Below are 16,560 nucleotides of genomic sequence, written 5' to 3' on the forward strand. Positions count from 1 at the left end.
TGGCTCCGCAGCGGTCAGGGTGAAGGGGCGGGCGTGGCGGTGGCCGGCTGTGCCATCCAGCGTTCCATCTTGCGGTCCAGCACGTCCAGCGGCATCGAGCCGTCCTTCAGCAGTTCGGCGTGGAAGCGGCGCAGGTCAAAGGCTGCACCCTGCCGTGCCCTGGCCTTGTCGCGCAGGGCGACGATGGTGGTCAGGCCGGCGACGTTGGACAGCGCCTGGCCGGGCTGGGCCATGATCCGCTCCACCTCGGCGTTGGCGTCGTCACTGCTCATGTCCACGGTCTTCTGCAGGTAGCTGACGGCCTGCTGCTTGCTCCAGCCCTGTGCGTGCACGCCGGTATCGGCCACCACGCGGGCGGCACGCAGCAGGCGCGAGTACAGGTAGCCGATGCGGTCGTAGGGATCGGTGTAGATGCCCAGGTCTTCGCCCAGCGTTTCGGCGTACAGGCCCCAGCCTTCGACGAAGGCGAGATCGCCACCGAGGCGGCGGAAGCGCGGCAGCTTGGCCAGCTCCTGCTGCAGGCCCAGTTGCACGTGGTGGCCGGGAATGGCTTCGTGCAGGTACTGCACCGGCACGTTCCAGCGCTTGCGGCTGGGCAGGTCGCGGGTGTTCACGTACAGCACGCCCGGTTGCCCGGCCGCAGACGGCTGATAGGCCGCCGCGGCGGCGGTCAGCGCACGCTCCGGTTCCACCGCGCGCACGTCCAGCGTCGACCTGGGCAGCGTATCGAGCACCTGTGGCAGGCGTGCGTTGACCTGCTGCTGCACCTGGCGGTAGCGGTTGATCAGCGCGTTGGCATCGCCGTACTGGAACTGGCGGTCGTTGCGCATGCTGCGCAGCAGCTTGGTCGGTGTGCCGCGCAGCCTGGCGTCCTTCATCACCGTGGCGATCTGCGCCTGCAGTTCCTGCACGCGTTGTTCGCCCAGCGCGTGCAGCTGCGTGGCGGTCTGTTCGCTGGCCGTGGTCTGCACGATCAGGTTGGCATACCAGGCCTGGCCATCGGGCAGTGCACCCAGCCCGCTGCTGGCGCGCGTGGCGGGAAGGTATTCGGTGGCGATGAAGCCGCGCAGGGCGCGGTAGGCCGGCATGATGCGCAGCTCGATCATGCGCTTGTACTCGGCGCTGATGCGCGCCTTGTCCTCGGCCGTGATGGTGTTCGGCATGGTACGGATCGGCGACCAGAAGATGCTCTCTTCGGCGGTCGGCTTGATCACCGCATCCAGCTGCGGCAGCACCTTTTCCATCAGGTCGCGCGGCTGCACCACGCCGGCCTTCATGCCCTGGCGCATGTTGTCGATGGCCTGGTCGAACAACTCGGGAATGCCGAGCGATCGGCGCGACCACGTGTCGTAGTCCTGCACGGTGTTGAACGGCTGCGCGCCGGCACCGGAACCGAGGATCGCCATGATGCTGCCGATGTTGTAGTACTGGCTGATCGGCATCATCCAGCTCGGGTAGCGTTCGGCGGCCAGCGAGGCGCGCGCGTCGCGCACGAAGATCTCGTAGCTGAGCAGGTCCTGGCCCTGCAGGCCGTCACTGCCGAGTTTTTCGACCTTGCCCAGCCACTGCGTGGTGAAGTCGTGCGACTGCTGGCGCCAGGCGGCGGACAGGATGTTGGGCAGCTGGTCGTTGTAGCGCGATTCCCCCTGGAACGTGGCCTGCAGCGGGTTCAACCGCATCGAGGCATCCCAGTATTCATCGTACAGGCGCTCCAGCTGCACCTGCTTGGGCACGGCGCGGGCCGGTGCAACCGGACGCGGCGCGGCGCGGCGCGCCGAACTGCCGCGGGCCGGCGCGGTGGCGCGCGCGGGCTTGGCCTTGGGCTTGGCGGCCTGGCGGGTCTGCGCGGCGGCAGGGCGGCTGGCCTTCTTCTTCGCTGCCTCGGCCGACGGCACGGCACTGAACAGGAACAACGCGGCGATGGCGGCGGCCAGGACGCGGGTGGGATGCGGCATCAGGAGCTTCCGTGGAACACAGACCGTGGAGCTTGCACGATCCGGCCGCGTACGGCCAGCGTGAAGGCGCAGTCAGCTTTTCGCCGCTGGGGCTTCAGTCAGCCGCGGCCGCGGCGCGCAGCGCGGCGGCCCGGTCGGCGCCCAGATAGCGGGTGATCGCCCGCCGCATCAGGTACAGCAGCGGAATCAGCGCGATCGCAAAACCCATCTTGTAGATGTAGTTGACGCTGCTGACGGCCAGGAACAGCGAGGTTGGCCAGTGCTGCGGGCCGAGCACGAAGGCGATCCAGATCACCACGAAACTGTCCACCACCTGCGAGATCGCGGTCGATCCGGTCGCACGCAGCCATACGTGGCGCTCGCCCGTGGCCTGGCGGATGCGATGGAACACCGCCACGTCGATCAGCTGGCCGAGCAGGAAGGCCACCAGTGAACCGGCGATGGTCCACATGCCCTGGCCGAACACCGCCGCGAATGCGGCCTGGTAATCCGGCACGCCGTGGCCGTCCATCGAGGTGACCCACCAGCTGGCCGGCGCCAGCGAGATCGCTGCGAAGGCGAACAGGAAGCCGTAGGCGATCAGGACCACGGCCAGCCACGAGATGAAGCGCACGCCGCGCTTGCCGAAAAACTCGTTGATGGTGTCGGTCATGATGAACACCACCGGCCACAGCAGGGTGCCGGCGGTGAAGCTGAGCGAGCCGGTCTGGCCGAACAGGTTCCAGTTCAGCGGGGCGATGCCGAGCGTGTCTTCCAGCGCGAAGATCTTCACCCCGATCAGCTCGGCCAGCACCGCATTGCCGCAGAAGAACGCGGCCAGCACGATGAACAGCAGCACCGCACGGTCCTGCAGCGGGCGCTCGATCGGCGCGGTGGTCATTCGGCGCGTTCGCCGGCGCGGGTGAACGGTACGCTGGACGGCGCGACCGCGCCGCCGGAAATGATGAAGCTCATGGCCTGGTCGACGGTCCAGTCGGTTGGCGTCAGCAGCTCGACCGGCACGATTTCCAGGTAGCCCGAGGTCGGGTTCGGCGTGGTTGGCACGTATACCGCGGCCAGCTCACGGTCGGTGCCGTGTTCCTTGATCACGCGGGTGACCAGCCCGACCGACTTCATGTCGCGGTGCGGGAAGTCGATCAGCACCACGCGCTGGGTACTGCCCGGCTCGGTCTGCAGCATGTCCAGCAGCTTCTTGGCGCTGTCGTAGATGATGCTGGCCAGCGGAATGCGCTTGATGACCGCACCGACCCAGCGCAGCAGGCGCTGGCCGAGCACGCGGCGGCTGGCCACGCCCACCGCCAGGATCACCAGCAGGGTGGCCAGCAGGGCGATGGTGTCCTGGATCCACTCGGCACGCACCCAGCCCAGGTAATGCGGGAAGCTCGTCGCGATCTGCTCGGAAAGCGGCACCACCAGCGGACTGGAAATGCCCGACAGCAGCACGAACACGAACTTGACCACGACCCAGGTCAGCCAGATCGGCAGCAGGGTCAGCAGGCCGGTCAGGAACAGGCGCTGCAGGGAAGGGCGGGGGACCAGGGCGGGGGCTTCGAGCGACATGCGCGCATTGTAGCGGCCACGGCCGGTCGATTACGCTGGGGAATCGACTGCGGCAACGACACATGGAAGGGAAGCTGTGTTGAAGATTCTGCGCGGACTGGGCTGGACCGTGGCCGGCCTGCTGGTGCTGGCCATCGTGGTGTGGGGCGCCTCGCGCATGTGGCCGGTGCCGGAATCGCGGCTGCAGGCCCAGCAGCGCCTGCAGGCGCGCCTGCCAACCCCGGGCCACAACGGCTTCGCGCTGCTGTGGACGCTCGCGTTCGATGATCTCGACACGCGCCAGCGCGAACAGGCGCTGGCGGGGGATGTGCGACGCTGGGAGGCGGATGAGCGCGGCGAAAACGTCGCCCGTCCGCAGCTGGCAGAGGATCACCACGCGCTGCAATCGCGGCCGGCGGCCAGCTGCGGACCGACCGCCAGCGACTGCCTGCGTCAGGTGCGCGCCGATCCGCAACGCTTCATCGATGCCCACGCGGGCCACCAGCAGTTGCATGCGCGCCTGGACCAGCTGGCCGATGCGGACCACTTCGCATCGCCGTTCCAGCCCCGGGGCGAGGCCATCCTGGTGCCGTTGCCGACCTATGGCCTGATGATCGATGCCACCAGCGCACGCGCGCTGGCGTTCGTGCAGGGTGATACCGACGGCGCCCTGCGCGGCAGTTGCCGCGGCCTGCAGCTGGGGCGCCGGCTGCTGACCGGCGGCAGCTACCTGGTGGACAGCATCGTCGGCGCCAGCCTGGTGCAGGCCAATGCCCAGCTGCTGGCCGACATGCTGGTCGAACTGCCGGCCGACCACCCGCTGCCGGCCGAATGCGAGCAGGCGATGCGGCCGATGCTGGCCCCCGAACAGAGCCTGTGCCGGGCGATGCAGGGCGAGTACGCGATGACCCGGGCGGCGATCGAAACCTCGGCGCAGGCATTCGGCGGTGTGCTGGTACTCGATCGCAACAGCACCCTGGCGCGCGCCGCCGGCAACATGGGCTGGGCCTGTGGAGCCGCGGCCACGGCCGCGCTGGAAGCGGACCGCCCACTGCCGGTGCCTGCGCCGCCGCAGCACGACTTCGGCTGCCTGTCGAATCTCATGGGGTGCGTGCTGACCGATATCGCCGGCCCGGTCTATCCCGCGTACGCGTCGCGGCCCCAGGATGCGGCGGCGATGGTGCGGCTGATCGGCGCGCAGCGCTGGTTGCGGCAGCAGGCCGAAGACCCGGTGGATGCGTTGCAGCACCTGCCGGACCGGTTCCGCTCACCGGTGCGGGCACCGCAGCTGTCGGCCGATGGCCGCCGACTGCAGGTGCCGCGGCGTTCACCGGCGCGCAGCAGCGACGAGAGCCCGTGGCTGTCGGTGCCGCTGGTGATGGAGAACGCCCCGGGCGCTGCTGTGCGCGACTGACCCGTGGCTCAGTCGCTGCCCGCCAGCGGATCGAACGCCCAGCCATCACCGACGGTCTGCAGCGTCCAGCGGCGGCGGCTGTGCAGCGGCTCCCAGCGCACGCTCTCCTTGTCGTCCCCGATGCTGCCTTCGCTCCGTTTTACCCTGCGGGTGGAGAAGTTCACGCTCACCGATTCGGTCTGCCCGGAATTGCGCATCACCGAGTTCTGGTCGTAGCCGATCAGCGCAAAGGCATCGTCCTGCCAGCGGAAGGTAAAAACGGTCGTGCCCATTGACCAGCTTCCCGCGCTGGCGAATGAAAACAGTGCGACCTTCAGGGTGCCGCGCTGGATGCTGACGCCGCCGTCTTCGAGCGGGTCGCTCATCACCGGATTGTCGGGACGCGGTATCAGCCGGTGGTCCTGCACCGCCAGCACGTAGCCGGACGGGCGCGACCACGCCACGGCGAGGATGCGCGGGTTGCTGTCGTACGGCGAGGGGCCGAAGCCATCGTGCTCGATGATGTTGCGCGGCTCCTGCTGGCGCAGCACCAGTACCAGGTCCGCGCGGCCATCCTGGTCGAGATCGCCTTCGACACTCGATTCAAGTGTCCAGCCCTGGGGGACGAACCCAGCGGCATGGGCCGCCTGGGCCGGCAGCGTCGGATACTGCACCGGTGGCAGGTCAAGTGCGTGGGCGGTGAAGGGCAGGGGGATCAGCAGTGTGGCAAGCGCATACGGGCGCATCGGAGCCTCCATGGCAGGGAGGCAGAGGATAGCGCCGGCGCTCTGGATCAGCGTACGTGTGGCTTCAACCGCAGGTAGACCTGCTTGCGTACCTGGGCGACCACTTCACCGGATTCATCCACCACGTCATTGCTGAACCAGCGCAGCACCTTCTCGCCGCCAGCGGCTTCGGCACGCAGTTCCGCCAGCAGTGCGTCGTCGATGCGGAACGAGGTGCGCACCGTGCCCCGGCCCGGCTTGAGGAAATCGATCGCACCGGCCCGGTCCCACACGTAGTAGTCACGGCCGAGGATGTGCAGCAGGCCCAGCATCCAGAACGGATCGGTCATCGCAAACAGGCTGCCGCCGAAATGCGTCCCCACGTAATTGCGGTTCCAGGGCCGCAGCCGGAGTTCCACGTCGATCTGCCGGTAGTCGGGCGTGATCCGGGTGACGTGGATGCCGGTGAACAGGAACGGTGGCCAGAGGTTGATGCCGACGCGGAACAGGCGGGCGTTCATGCAGATCCGGGAGCACAGGGCGGGGGCGCCCAGTCTAACCATTCGCAGGCGTATGTTGCACCCGGGGCCGGGATGTCATGCCCCGCCGTCGATCGTGTATCCGTCGCGGCCGTTGGCCTTGGCCTGGTACAGGGCGGTGTCGGCGCCTTCGACGAAATGGTGTGGTTGCAGTTCGCCGTCGGGGATACGGGTGAACACGCCGATGGTGAGCGTCACGGCGTCGTTGCCGTCATCGCCTGGCGCCGGCAGGGCACGCACGCAGGCAATCAGGTCCTCGACCACCTGGCGCGCGCCTTCGGCCGGGGTATCCGGCAACACCAGCGCGAACTCGTCGCCCCCGTAGCGCGCCGCCATGTCGCGCGGGCGGCGCGCATGCGCGCCGATCAGGCGGGCGACATCGCGCAGCACGCGGTCGCCCACCTGGTGGCCGTGGCGGTCGTTGTGACGCTTGAAGTGATCGACGTCGATCAGGGCCAGGCTCAGAGGCTTGCCAGTGCGCCGCGCCGCATCGCATTCCTGCTGCAGCGACTGCTCGAAGCGCAGGCGGTTGCCCAGCCCGGTGAGGGCATCGCGGTTGGCCTGGCGGTGCCAGGCCGAGATCCGCCACACCGCCCAGACCAGCAGTGCCAGCGCCACGCCCAGCATCGCGCTGGCCGGTGCCCACCACAGGTCACTGGTGCGCAGCAGCAGCCAGCTCAGCAGGGGCGGCATCGGCAGCGAACACAGCGCGACCAGCCACGGCAGGCGCAGGCCGAGCAGCATCACACACAGCGCCACCAGCACGCCGCTGATGGCGTGCTGCCAGGCGTGCGGCAGCACGTCGATCTGCTTGTGCTGCAGCAGCATCGAGGCGATGTTGGCCTGGTATTCGCTGCCGCTCATCCAGAACTCGCGGGTGGTCGGGGTCAGCAGGCGAGGCGCGATGCCGCTGGCCGTCATGCCGACCACGATGCGGCGGCCATGCAGCATCGCGGCGTCCACGTGCCCATCGAGCACGTCCGCATAGGACACCTGTGGCAGCCGCTCGGGCGGGCCGGCGTAGCGCACGCGCACGTAATCGTCGCGGCGCCACTGGTAGGGCGAGCCCACGTCCGGGTCGGGATCGGGCAGGCCACGTACCGCGCCTGCAGGCAGATCGGCCAGTGCCAGGCCCAGCGCCGGCCAGTGCGGCCGTCCGATGCCGGCGCGCAGATAGACGCCGCGGGCGACGCCGTCGCCATCCACCTCGACATCGGTATGGCCGATGGCGGCGGCACTGGCGGCGATCTGGGGAATCGGCAGCATCTCCTCGGCCATGCGGTCGCCGGCCGCAGGTGCGGCCAGCACCGGCAGCACCACCCGGCCGTTGCGTCGGATCGCGGCCGCCAGCGCATCGTCCTGGCGGCTGTCGCGCCGGTCCGGTTCGGACAGCATCAGGTCCAGCGCGACGCGTTCGGCACCGGCATCGGTCAGCCGGTCCAGCAGGCGCGCGTGCACCGAGCGCGGCCAGGGCCATTGGCCGATGCGCTGCAGGCTGCCTTCGTCGATGGCCACGATCAGCACGCTGGGGTCGGGGCGGTAATCCCAGGTGCCGACCAGCGTGTCATAGGCGGCTTCGTCCTGCCGCCACAGCCACTGTCCCTGGCTGGCCACGAGGGTCAGCACGCCGGCCAGCAGGGCCAGCAGGATCCGCTTCGACCACGGCAGCGGCGAACGCCTCACAACAACAACCAGAGCAGCAGGGCACCGCCGCCGGCACCGTAGCAGAGGCGGCAGGGCAGCGGGATCTGCTGGGCAGGGGAAAACGCGCCCGCGTGACCGTCATCGTCGATGTACTGCACGCGCACGTGCAGGGTGCCGCTCCACGGGCGCCTGAAGCTGACCTGTGGCTCGGACACCGTTTCGTCGACCAGCGGCGCCTTGAAGTCCGCGCCGCGCGCCACCTGCACCCGATAGCGCTGGCCTGTGCTGCCCGGTTGCCAGCGCAGGGTCAGTTCGCCATGCGCGGCTTCGGGCGGTTGCAGTGCGGGGTCCACCGGCTCATCGCTCAGGTGCAGTGGCAGCGCCTGGCCGTAGCGACCCTGGTGGCCGTTGGCATCGCGCGAGGCCACCCGCCAGTAGTACTGGCCCGGTGGCAGCGGCTGTGCCAGGCGCAGGTCGGTGCCGGTGCTGGTCTGTTCCTGCAGGGGCTGCATGAAGCTGGCGTCGGCGGCGATCTGCAGCACGCTGCTGCGCGCCCCGGGGGCCTGGCTCCAGCGGAAACGCGGGCGGTCGCTGTTGATCGTCTGCCCATGCAGCGGCGACACGGTCAGCGGCGGCGGTGGCTGGTCGCTGAGCTCGAAATCGGCGCTGGCGTCCAGGCCTTCGACGCCCTGCGCATCGACCGCGCGCAGCAGGATGCGCAGCTGGCCCGGTGGCAGGTCGCCGATCGCCAGCCGGGTGTCGGCGGTGGTGGCAGCGAACAGCAGGATCTCCGGCATTGCCGCCTGCACCACTTCCACCCGGTAGTGGGTGGCGCCACTGACCGGCTCCCAGGCCAGCAGGGTCGGCAGTGGCGCCAGGCGCAGCTCGCCGGTGCGCAGCTGCGGTGCCGGCAGCAGGGCGACGGCGGCGGTGGGGGCCGCGTCGACACTGCTGCTGCGGGTGGCCTGGCCTGGCTGGACCAGGCGCTGGCCACGGAGGTTGCCGACCTGCACCTTGCCCTGCAGCACCTCGGTGGCGCCGACGTGGCCGGCATCGCCGGCGCTGACCCGGAACACCGTGCCGCGCACGCTGCTGGTCGCGGTGGGCGCATCGATGATGTATCGCGAGGCGGGGCCGCGCGCCGGCGTCACCCGGTTGCTGGCCCGCCCCTGTTGCAGGCGCAGGCGGGTATCGACCATGCCGGTGTGGCCGTAGCGGCTCAACTGGTCCAGCCGCAGCCGCGAGTATTCGCGCAGCTGCAGGCGCGAGGCGTCGGCGAACTCCAGGGTGATGCTGGAATCGCCTTCGGTTTCCACCGTGTCGCCGATGTGCAGCTGCTCGCCGGCCCGGAGCGCGCGGGTCGCGCTGCCATCGGCGCCGGACAGTTCGACCTTGCCGCGCACGGACAGCACCCGTGCCGGCGCCGGCTCCGTGCGCAGCCAGCTGATCGGGAAGCGCAGCAGCTGGCCCGGCGGCAACTGGTAGGGATTGTCGATGCGGTTGTGCTGCTGCAGCTGCTGCCAGCGTACCGAAGGCTTCAGGTACAGCCCGCCCAGGTCCCACAGGGTATCGCCGGGGCGGACCCGGTAGTTCCAGTCCTGGGCGCCGGCCAGGGCGGGCAGCGCGAAGAGGGCGCACAGCAGGGCGCCCGTGAAACGCTTGGCGAACGACAGAGAGCGGACGACGGTCACAGTTTGCAATCCCGGCAATGCGGGGGTGCAGCTGCAAGACCCCATGGCCCCGACCTCATCCCCCCGAACGGATCGTGGCGGCCGCATGGCCGCCAGCGCGCGCATTATTGCCCGCGTTCAGTGCAGGGATTCTGAACGGAGCGGGCTCCTGTTCAGAACAGCAGCGACGCCATGCGGCGGCGGTACTGGCCAACCAGGTCCTCGTCGGCGATCACATTGAAGGCGTCGATCAGGGCCTTGCGCGGCAGGCCGTCCTCGAATCCGCGGTCGATCCGCAGCATTTCCAGGAACTGGGCCAGCGCGGCCTCGTCATGGCCGCCCAGCAGCAGCTGCACGCCGCGCAGGTGGCGGGCCCGGAGATCCTTGCCATCAGCGGCGATGCGCGCGTCGAGCACCTCGGCCGGCGGGGCGTCCTTCAGCGCGGCGGCGAAGGCCAGACGGGCGCGCGCGCGCACGGCACGGTCGTCGGTGGCCAGATTGGCCGGCAGGCCGTCGATCAGGGTGCCAGCCTCGTCCACGCCGCCGATCTGCAGCAGGGCCAGGGCGAGGTCGAGCTTCAGCTCATCCTTGTCCGGTTCGGCGGCGATCTGCGCGCGCAGCACGTCGACCTGCGCCTGCGGGTCCAGCGGCGTGTCGTCTTCGGGGGCGGCATCGCCGAGATCGGCCGGCACGACGCCATGCTGGGCCAGGAACTCACGCAGCTGGCCTTCCGGAATCGCGCCGGGGAATCCATCCACCAGCTGGCCGCCCTTGACCAGGAACACGGTGGGCACCGACCGGATCTGGAAGGCCGCCGCGATCTGCTGTTCCTTGTCGACGTCGACCTTGGCCAGCTCGAAGGCGCCGTTGTACTCGGCGGCCAGCTTTTCCAGCATCGGGCCCAGGGTCTTGCACGGCCCGCACCAGGTGGCCCAGAAGTCGACCAGCACTGGCGTCTGCAGCGACTTCTGCAGGACTTCGGCCTCGAAGGTCGCAGTGGTGGCGTCGAATACGTAGGTCGTCTCGGTCATGGGGGAGGCATCGCTTGGTCTCTGGAGACCGATTCTATGGTGACGATCGATGTCGGTCTCAACCCTGCCATCACATCCCGAGCACCCGCGCGGCGGGCCCACAGGCCCGCGGTGACGGCCCAGGGGCGCGGCACGCAGTACCGCGCGTGGCTCACCCAACTGCCGATGCTGAAACGCACGACCGCTTGGCGCTTCGTGCCGCTGCCGCGACAATGCGGTGGTCCATTCCTGTTCCGGGTGTTTGCGCGCGATGTCTGTGGTCCGGCTTGATCGTTGGTTGGGGCTGCTTGCTGCAGTCGCGTTCGTCCTTGCCGTGGCCGGCTTTGGTGCTGGCCTGGACGGCTATGCCCAGGGACGCCACCCGGTGGCGCTGCTGGGCGCGCGCGGGGTGCCGCATGCGTTGGCCTTCAATCTCGTCGGCTTCGTGCTGCCCGGGCTGCTGGCGGCGGGGGTGGCTGAACGCCTGCGGCGCACCCTGCCGACCGGGGCCGGCTGGGCGCCGCGGGTCGGCAGCCAGATGCTGCTGCTGGCCGGCCTGGCGTTTGCCGCGATGGGCGCGCTGCCGCTGGACGTGGACGACCTGCATGGGCCGGCCAGCCAGCTGCATGCCAGTGCCTGGATGATCTGGGTACTGGGCTTCGTCGCCGGCAGCGTGCTGCTGGCCGTGTCCGATCTGCGCCAGGCGCATGGCCGCGCTCTGGGCGTTCTGGCGCTGGGCTGCGGCGTGCTGGCCGCGCTGGCGGCGTTTGCCCTGCAGGTCGTACTGCCGGCGCCGCTGGCCCAACGGCTGGCGTTTGCCTGCTGGGCGGTCTGGCTGGCCGCGGCCCTGCCGCTGTCGCGCCTGCGCTGAGACGGCCTCGGCAGCGCGGTGGCGCTGCTGTCCGGCGGGCAGGATTGGAGACGTTTGCCGCACTGCGGTACGCTGTACCGCTTTGCCGCCGCATCCGCGTGTTCCATGACCAGCGCTGAAACCAACGCCTACGACCCGCAGCAGGTTGAATCCGCCGCCCAGGAGTACTGGGACGCCACCCGTGCCTTCGAGGTCGACGAGACTTCGGACAAGCCGAAGTACTACTGCCTGTCGATGCTTCCGTACCCGTCCGGTGCGCTGCACATGGGCCACGTGCGCAATTACACGATTGGCGACGTGATCAGCCGCTACAAGCGCATGACCGGCCACAACGTGCTGCAGCCGATGGGCTGGGACGCGTTCGGCCTGCCGGCGGAAAATGCCGCGATCAAGAACAAGACCGCGCCGGCGGCGTGGACCTACAAGAACATCGACCACATGCGCAGCCAGCTGAAGTCGCTGGGCTATGCCATCGACTGGTCGCGCGAGTTCGCCACCTGCCGTCCGGACTATTACGTCCATGAGCAGCGCATGTTCACCCGCCTGATGCGCAAGGGCCTGGCCTATCGTCGCAATGCCGTGGTGAACTGGGACCCGGTCGACCAGACCGTGCTGGCCAACGAGCAGGTCATCGACGGCCGCGGCTGGCGCTCGGGCGCCCTGGTCGAGAAGCGCGAGATCCCGCAGTGGTTCCTGCGCATCACCGACTACGCCCAGGAGCTGCTGGATGGCCTGGACGAGCTGGACGGCTGGCCGGAATCGGTCAAGACCATGCAGCGCAACTGGATCGGCCGTTCCGAAGGCCTGGAAATTCAGTTCGACGTGCGCGATGTCGACGGCAGCGCGCTGGACCCGCTGCGCGTGTTCACCACCCGCCCGGACACGGTGATGGGCGTGACCTTCGTGTCGATCGCCGCCGAACACCCGCTGGCGCTGCACGCGGCGAAGAACAATCCGGAACTGGCCGCGCTGCTGGCCGACCTGAAGCAGGGCGGTGTGTCCGAGGCCGAGCTGGAGACCCAGGAAAAGCGCGGCATGGACACCGGCCTGCGCGCGCTGCACCCGGTCACCGGCGAGCCGGTCCCGGTGTGGGTCGCCAATTTCGTGCTGATGGGCTACGGCACCGGCGCGGTGATGGCGGTGCCGGGCCATGACCAGCGCGACAATGAAGTGGCCAACAAGTATGGCCTGCCGATCAAGCAGGTCATCGCGCTGAAGGACCCGCGCACTGAGGAAGAGCGCAACTGGGACGGCAGCCGCTGGCAGGACTGGTACAGCGACAAGAGCCGTGCCTTCGAACTGGTCAACTCGGCCGAATTCGACGGCCTGGACTTCCAGGGCGCCTTCGAAGCGCTGGCCGAACGTTTCGAGCGCAAGGCCCAGGGCCAGCGCCGCGTCAACTACCGCCTGCGCGACTGGGGCGTGAGCCGCCAGCGCTACTGGGGCTGCCCGATTCCGGTGATCTACTGCGCCAAGTGCGGCGCAGTGCCGGTGCCGGAAGAACAGCTGCCGGTGGTGCTGCCGGAGGACGTGGCGTTCTCCGGCACCGGTTCGCCGATCAAGACCGACCCGGAATGGCGCAAGACCACCTGCCCGGACTGCGGCGGCGCCGCCGAGCGCGAGACCGATACCTTCGATACCTTCATGGAGTCGAGCTGGTACTACGCCCGCTACACCTCGCCGGGTGCCCGTGATGCGGTCGACAAGCGCGGCAACTACTGGCTGCCGGTCGACCAGTACATCGGCGGCATCGAGCACGCGATCCTGCACCTGATGTATTTCCGCTTCTACCACAAGCTGCTGCGCGACGCGCGGATGGTGGACAGCAACGAACCGGCACGCAACCTGCTGTGCCAGGGCATGGTGATCGCCGAAACCTATTACCGCCCGAACCCGGACGGTTCGAAGGACTGGATCAACCCGGCCGATGTGGAAGTGCAGCGCGACGAGCGCGGCCGCATCACCGGTGCCACCCTGATCGCCGATGGCCAGCCGGTGGTGGTGGGCGGTACCGAGAAGATGTCCAAGTCGAAGAACAACGGCGTGGACCCGCAGGCGATGGTCGGCAAGTACGGCGCCGACACCGTGCGCCTGTTCTCGATGTTCGCCGCGCCGCCGGAGCAGTCGCTGGAGTGGAACGAGGCCGGCGTGGACGGCATGGCGCGTTTCCTGCGCCGCCTCTGGGCCCAGGTGCAGAAGCATGCCGCCGACGGCGCCGCCCCGGCGCTGGACGTTGCTGCGCTGGACGCCAACCAGAAGGCGCTGCGCCGCAAGACCCACGAAACCATCGGCAAGGTCGGTGACGACTACGGCCGCCGCCACAGCTTCAACACCGCGATCGCTGCGGTGATGGAGCTGATGAACGCACTGGCCAAGTTCGAGGACGGCAGCGAGCAGGGCCGCGCGGTGCGCCAGGAAGCGCTGCAGGCCATCGTGCTGCTGCTGAACCCGATCACCCCGCATGCCAGCCACGCCCTGTGGCAGGTACTGGGCCACGGCGAGACGCTGCTGGAAGACCAGCCGTTCCCGCAGGCCGACAGCAGCGCGCTGGTGCGCGATGCGCTGACCCTGGCGGTGCAGGTCAACGGCAAGCTGCGTGGCACCATCGAGGTCGCGGCCGACGCCGCGCGCGAGCAGGTGGAGGCACTGGCCCTGGCCGAGCCCAACGCGGCCAAGTTCATGGAAGGCCTGACGGTGCGCAAGATCATCATCGTGCCGGGCAAGATCGTGAACATCGTCGCCGCCTGATGTACCCCGCACCGTCCGCCCGCGTGGCGGACGGTGCCTTTCCGGTGCAGGGCCAGGCGGTTGATGGCCCTGCATTCACGCGGCTTCGGGCAGGCTGTGTGTTGCCGTGATCGCCCGGCTCCGCCAGACTGTCTCCATGACCCGAATCCTGCTTGCCCTCGTTCTTGTCCTCGGCCTTGCCGGCTGCGGCTTCCATCTGCGCAACAAGCTGATGTTGCCGACCGACACCGCCCCGGTGAAGGTGGTATCCACCGCTCCGTACAGCGAACTGGTCAAGCTGCTCAACCGCAGCCTGCTGGCCTCCGGCGCCAGGCTCGCCGACGAAGACAGCAAGGAGCCCAGTGCCCAGCTGCAGGTGCTGTCCGAGCGCTGGGGTGACCTGCCGATCGCCATCGACTCGCAGGGCCGCGCACAGGAATACAGCCTGCGCTACGCGGTGATCTTCATCTTCCGCCGCGAGGATGGCAGCGAGCTGGTGCCGCAGCAGGTGATTGAGCTGTCGCGCGATTACGTGTCGCCGCCGACCGACGCTACCGGTACCACCACCGAACGCGAAATCCTGGCCACGGAGCTGCGCCGGGAAATGTCCGCCTCGATCATCCGCCGCATCGACAGCGTGGTCCGCGCCGAGCTCGACAAGGGGGGCAGCCTGTCCGCGCCGAAGCCGATCGAGGGTGCGGTGCCGGCCGTGCCGGCCGCCGACGCCAAGCACTGAGCGGCAGCGACGATGGAACTGCGTCCGGAGCAGCTGGCCAGCCAGGGCGCTGACACCCCCTTGGCGCCGGTGTACCTGATCGCAGGCCCGGAGACCCTGCGCGTGCTGGAGGCGGCCGATGCCATCCGCGCGCGCGCGCGCGCCTCGGGCATCGGCGAACGCGAGGTGTTCGACGCCGACGGCCGTGACTTCGACTGGAACCAGCTCGACGCCAGCTTCAACGCGCCCAGCCTGTTCAGTGCCCGCCGCCTGGTCGAGGTGCGCCTGCCCAGCGGCAAGCCGGGCAAGGACGGTGCCGAGGTGATCAGCCAGTTCTGCGCCAACCCGGCGCCGGACGTGGTGCTGATGATCACTGCCAATGAATGGAGCAAGGCCCATCAGGGCAAGTGGGCCGAGGCGGTCAGCCGCATCGGCGTGCTGTCGGTGGCCTGGGCGATCAAGCCGCACGAACTGCCGGACTGGATCGAACGCCGCCTGCGCGGCAAGGGCCTGCGTGCCGATCCCGCCGCCGTGCAGCGCCTGGCCGAGCGGGTGGAAGGCAACCTGCTGGCCGCGGCCCAGGAAATCGACAAGCTGGCGCTGCTGGCCGACGGCCAGCCGCTGGATGTGGAACGGATGGAGTCGCTGGTGGCTGACGCCGCCCGCTACGACGTGTTCCGGCTGGTGGAGGCGACGTTCTCCGGCCAGCCACCGGCCGTGCTGCGCATGCTGGCCGGCCTGCGCGGTGAAGGCGAGGCGGTGGCTGCATTGATGCCGATCGTGATCCGCGAACTGCTGGCGGGTGCCGGCCTCGCGCGCGTGCAGGCGCGTGGCGGCAACCTGGCCGCCGAGATGAAATCGCGTGGCATCTGGGAATCGCGGCAGGCGCCCTACAAGCGCGCGCTGCAACGTCACCCGGAAGGCAAGCGCTGGGAGCGCTTCGTGGCCGAAGCCGGGCTGGTCGATCGCATCGCCAAGGGGCGGGCCGACGGCGATGCCTGGCTGGCGCTGGAGCGCCTGCTGGTGGCGGTGGCCGAGCCGCGTGCCGTGCGCCTGCTGGCACGGGCCTGAGCGATGAGCCTGCGGATCTATTACGGGGGCACCTTCGATCCGGTGCACCTGGGGCACCTGGCGATCGCGCGGGCCGCCCGCGACGAACTGCAGGTGGCCGTGCGCATGCTGCCGGCGGCCGATCCGCCGCATCGCGCGGTGCCGGGCGCAACCGCTGAACAGCGCTTTGCCATGCTCTCTCTGGCCATCGGCGATGAACCCGGCCTTCTGCTGGACCATCGCGAGCTGGACCGTGCCAGCCGCTTTCCCGGTCGCCCGTCCTATACCGTCGACACCCTGCGCGAACTGCGTGCCGAGCTGGGCCCGAGCCGGCCGCTGGCCTGGCTGGTCGGCGCCGACAGCCTGCTGGGCCTGTCGGCCTGGCACGAGTGGGAGGCCCTGTTCGGGCTGGCCCACTTCGTCGTGGCCGAACGGCCGGGCAGCCCCCTGCAGGGGGCGGTCGACGGCGCGCTGGGGCGTGCCCTGCAAGGGCGCTGGGCCGACAACGAGCAGGCCCTGTTCGCCAGCCCGGCCGGGCGCATCCTGCGCCTGCACCACCCGCTGCGCGAAGAATCGGCCAGCACCGTGCGTGCGCAGATCGCCGCCGGTGGCCCCTGGCGCGCGCTGCTGCCGCCGGCCGTGGCCGACTATGTCGCTGCACACGGCCTGTACCGCCCGGCCACAGCGTGAATGGCGCGGCCGCGCCATCCCCGTATAATCGC

General features: G+C 69.5%; 15 protein-coding genes. 7 read left to right on the forward strand and 8 right to left on the reverse strand.

Annotation, left to right across the window (positions count from 1 at the left end):
* Positions 1-14: 14 nt before the first annotated feature.
* The 3 genes from AC5P9C_RS00590 to AC5P9C_RS00600 all read right to left on the reverse strand — a co-directional run bounded on the left by AC5P9C_RS00590 (position 15) and on the right by AC5P9C_RS00600 (position 3,515).
* A complete protein-coding gene (locus AC5P9C_RS00590; protein WP_343542664.1) occupies positions 15-1,955 on the reverse strand; it encodes a DUF885 domain-containing protein in 1,941 nt (646 codons plus the stop codon).
* Between the two features lie 94 nt (positions 1,956-2,049).
* Complete coding sequence (locus tag AC5P9C_RS00595; RefSeq protein ID WP_053461001.1) at positions 2,050-2,835, reverse strand: queuosine precursor transporter; 786 nt, start codon at positions 2,833-2,835, stop codon at positions 2,050-2,052.
* Positions 2,832-3,515 (reverse strand): DUF502 domain-containing protein, encoded by a 684-nt coding sequence (locus tag AC5P9C_RS00600; protein ID WP_049427719.1) that lies wholly within the window; start codon positions 3,513-3,515, stop codon positions 2,832-2,834. Before AC5P9C_RS00600 ends, AC5P9C_RS00595 begins: the two co-directional genes overlap by 4 nt.
* A 76-nt stretch (positions 3,516-3,591) precedes the next feature.
* Between AC5P9C_RS00600 and AC5P9C_RS00605 the strand changes: the two genes are divergently transcribed.
* On the forward strand, positions 3,592-4,908 hold the full coding sequence (locus AC5P9C_RS00605; RefSeq protein WP_343542661.1) for a hypothetical protein: 1,317 nt from the start codon (positions 3,592-3,594) through the stop codon (positions 4,906-4,908).
* A gap of 8 nt (positions 4,909-4,916) precedes the next feature.
* Here AC5P9C_RS00605 and AC5P9C_RS00610 read toward each other — a convergent pair whose 3' ends face one another.
* The 5 genes from AC5P9C_RS00610 to trxA form a co-directional block, all read right to left on the reverse strand.
* Positions 4,917-5,633, reverse strand: a complete 717-nt coding sequence (locus AC5P9C_RS00610) for a hypothetical protein (RefSeq protein WP_343542658.1) — start codon at positions 5,631-5,633, stop codon at positions 4,917-4,919.
* Between the two features lie 47 nt (positions 5,634-5,680).
* Positions 5,681-6,133: a DUF4442 domain-containing protein gene (locus AC5P9C_RS00615; protein ID WP_049468590.1), complete on the reverse strand. Its 453-nt coding sequence runs from the start codon at positions 6,131-6,133 to the stop codon at positions 5,681-5,683.
* A 75-nt stretch (positions 6,134-6,208) separates the two neighbouring features.
* A complete protein-coding gene (locus AC5P9C_RS00620) occupies positions 6,209-7,834 on the reverse strand; it encodes a CHASE2 domain-containing protein (protein WP_057494622.1) in 1,626 nt (541 codons plus the stop codon).
* The gene (locus tag AC5P9C_RS00625) at positions 7,831-9,531 is read right to left on the reverse strand and encodes a FecR family protein (protein ID WP_414615243.1); all 1,701 of its coding nucleotides are present in this window, start codon (positions 9,529-9,531) and stop codon (positions 7,831-7,833) included. The genes AC5P9C_RS00620 and AC5P9C_RS00625 overlap by 4 nt, the downstream gene beginning before the upstream one ends.
* Positions 9,532-9,638: 107 nt before the next feature.
* The gene (gene trxA / locus AC5P9C_RS00630) at positions 9,639-10,496 is read right to left on the reverse strand and encodes a thioredoxin (protein ID WP_343543640.1); all 858 of its coding nucleotides are present in this window, start codon (positions 10,494-10,496) and stop codon (positions 9,639-9,641) included.
* Between the two features lie 36 nt (positions 10,497-10,532).
* Here trxA and AC5P9C_RS00635 point away from each other — a divergent pair, with 36 nt between their 5' ends.
* The 6 genes from AC5P9C_RS00635 to nadD all read left to right on the forward strand — a co-directional run bounded on the left by AC5P9C_RS00635 (position 10,533) and on the right by nadD (position 16,528).
* On the forward strand, positions 10,533-10,766 hold the full coding sequence (locus AC5P9C_RS00635) for a hypothetical protein (RefSeq protein WP_329849571.1): 234 nt from the start codon (positions 10,533-10,535) through the stop codon (positions 10,764-10,766).
* Positions 10,747-11,346, forward strand: a complete 600-nt coding sequence (locus AC5P9C_RS00640) for a DUF998 domain-containing protein (protein WP_343543637.1) — start codon at positions 10,747-10,749, stop codon at positions 11,344-11,346. The genes AC5P9C_RS00635 and AC5P9C_RS00640 overlap by 20 nt, the downstream gene beginning before the upstream one ends.
* 105 nt (positions 11,347-11,451) lie before the next feature.
* The gene (gene leuS, locus AC5P9C_RS00645; RefSeq protein ID WP_414615242.1) at positions 11,452-14,094 is read left to right on the forward strand and encodes a leucine--tRNA ligase; all 2,643 of its coding nucleotides are present in this window, start codon (positions 11,452-11,454) and stop codon (positions 14,092-14,094) included.
* A 136-nt stretch (positions 14,095-14,230) separates the two neighbouring features.
* Entirely contained in the window at positions 14,231-14,809 is a 579-nt protein-coding gene (locus AC5P9C_RS00650; RefSeq protein ID WP_074724957.1) for an LPS-assembly lipoprotein LptE, read from the forward strand.
* A gap of 12 nt (positions 14,810-14,821) precedes the next feature.
* Positions 14,822-15,859 (forward strand): DNA polymerase III subunit delta, encoded by a 1,038-nt coding sequence (holA, locus tag AC5P9C_RS00655; protein WP_074724956.1) that lies wholly within the window; start codon positions 14,822-14,824, stop codon positions 15,857-15,859.
* Between the two features lie 3 nt (positions 15,860-15,862).
* Positions 15,863-16,528: a nicotinate-nucleotide adenylyltransferase gene (gene nadD, locus AC5P9C_RS00660; protein ID WP_049468604.1), complete on the forward strand. Its 666-nt coding sequence runs from the start codon at positions 15,863-15,865 to the stop codon at positions 16,526-16,528.
* The last annotated feature ends 32 nt before the right edge of the window (positions 16,529-16,560 follow it).

The sequence above is a fragment of the Stenotrophomonas sp. YJH_SMC_10 genome (genome assembly GCF_059371555.1).

What these genes read in the sequence shown, in the direction of transcription:
- AC5P9C_RS00590 (WP_343542664.1), bottom strand. Translation starts at nt 1,955, where the DNA reads ATGCCGCATCCCACCCGCGTCCTGGCCGCCGCCATCGCCGCGTTGTTC.
- AC5P9C_RS00595 (WP_053461001.1), bottom strand. Translation starts at nt 2,835, where the DNA reads ATGACCACCGCGCCGATCGAGCGCCCGCTGCAGGACCGTGCGGTGCTG.
- AC5P9C_RS00600 (WP_049427719.1), bottom strand. Translation starts at nt 3,515, where the DNA reads ATGTCGCTCGAAGCCCCCGCCCTGGTCCCCCGCCCTTCCCTGCAGCGC.
- AC5P9C_RS00610 (WP_343542658.1), bottom strand. Translation starts at nt 5,633, where the DNA reads ATGCGCCCGTATGCGCTTGCCACACTGCTGATCCCCCTGCCCTTCACC.
- AC5P9C_RS00615 (WP_049468590.1), bottom strand. Translation starts at nt 6,133, where the DNA reads ATGAACGCCCGCCTGTTCCGCGTCGGCATCAACCTCTGGCCACCGTTC.
- AC5P9C_RS00625 (WP_414615243.1), bottom strand. Translation starts at nt 9,531, where the DNA reads ATGGGGTCTTGCAGCTGCACCCCCGCATTGCCGGGATTGCAAACTGTG.
- trxA (WP_343543640.1), bottom strand. Translation starts at nt 10,496, where the DNA reads ATGACCGAGACGACCTACGTATTCGACGCCACCACTGCGACCTTCGAG.
- AC5P9C_RS00635 (WP_329849571.1), top strand. Translation starts at nt 10,533, where the DNA reads ATGGTGACGATCGATGTCGGTCTCAACCCTGCCATCACATCCCGAGCA.
- AC5P9C_RS00640 (WP_343543637.1), top strand. Translation starts at nt 10,747, where the DNA reads ATGTCTGTGGTCCGGCTTGATCGTTGGTTGGGGCTGCTTGCTGCAGTC.
- leuS (WP_414615242.1), top strand. Translation starts at nt 11,452, where the DNA reads ATGACCAGCGCTGAAACCAACGCCTACGACCCGCAGCAGGTTGAATCC.
- AC5P9C_RS00650 (WP_074724957.1), top strand. Translation starts at nt 14,231, where the DNA reads ATGACCCGAATCCTGCTTGCCCTCGTTCTTGTCCTCGGCCTTGCCGGC.
- holA (WP_074724956.1), top strand. Translation starts at nt 14,822, where the DNA reads ATGGAACTGCGTCCGGAGCAGCTGGCCAGCCAGGGCGCTGACACCCCC.
- nadD (WP_049468604.1), top strand. Translation starts at nt 15,863, where the DNA reads ATGAGCCTGCGGATCTATTACGGGGGCACCTTCGATCCGGTGCACCTG.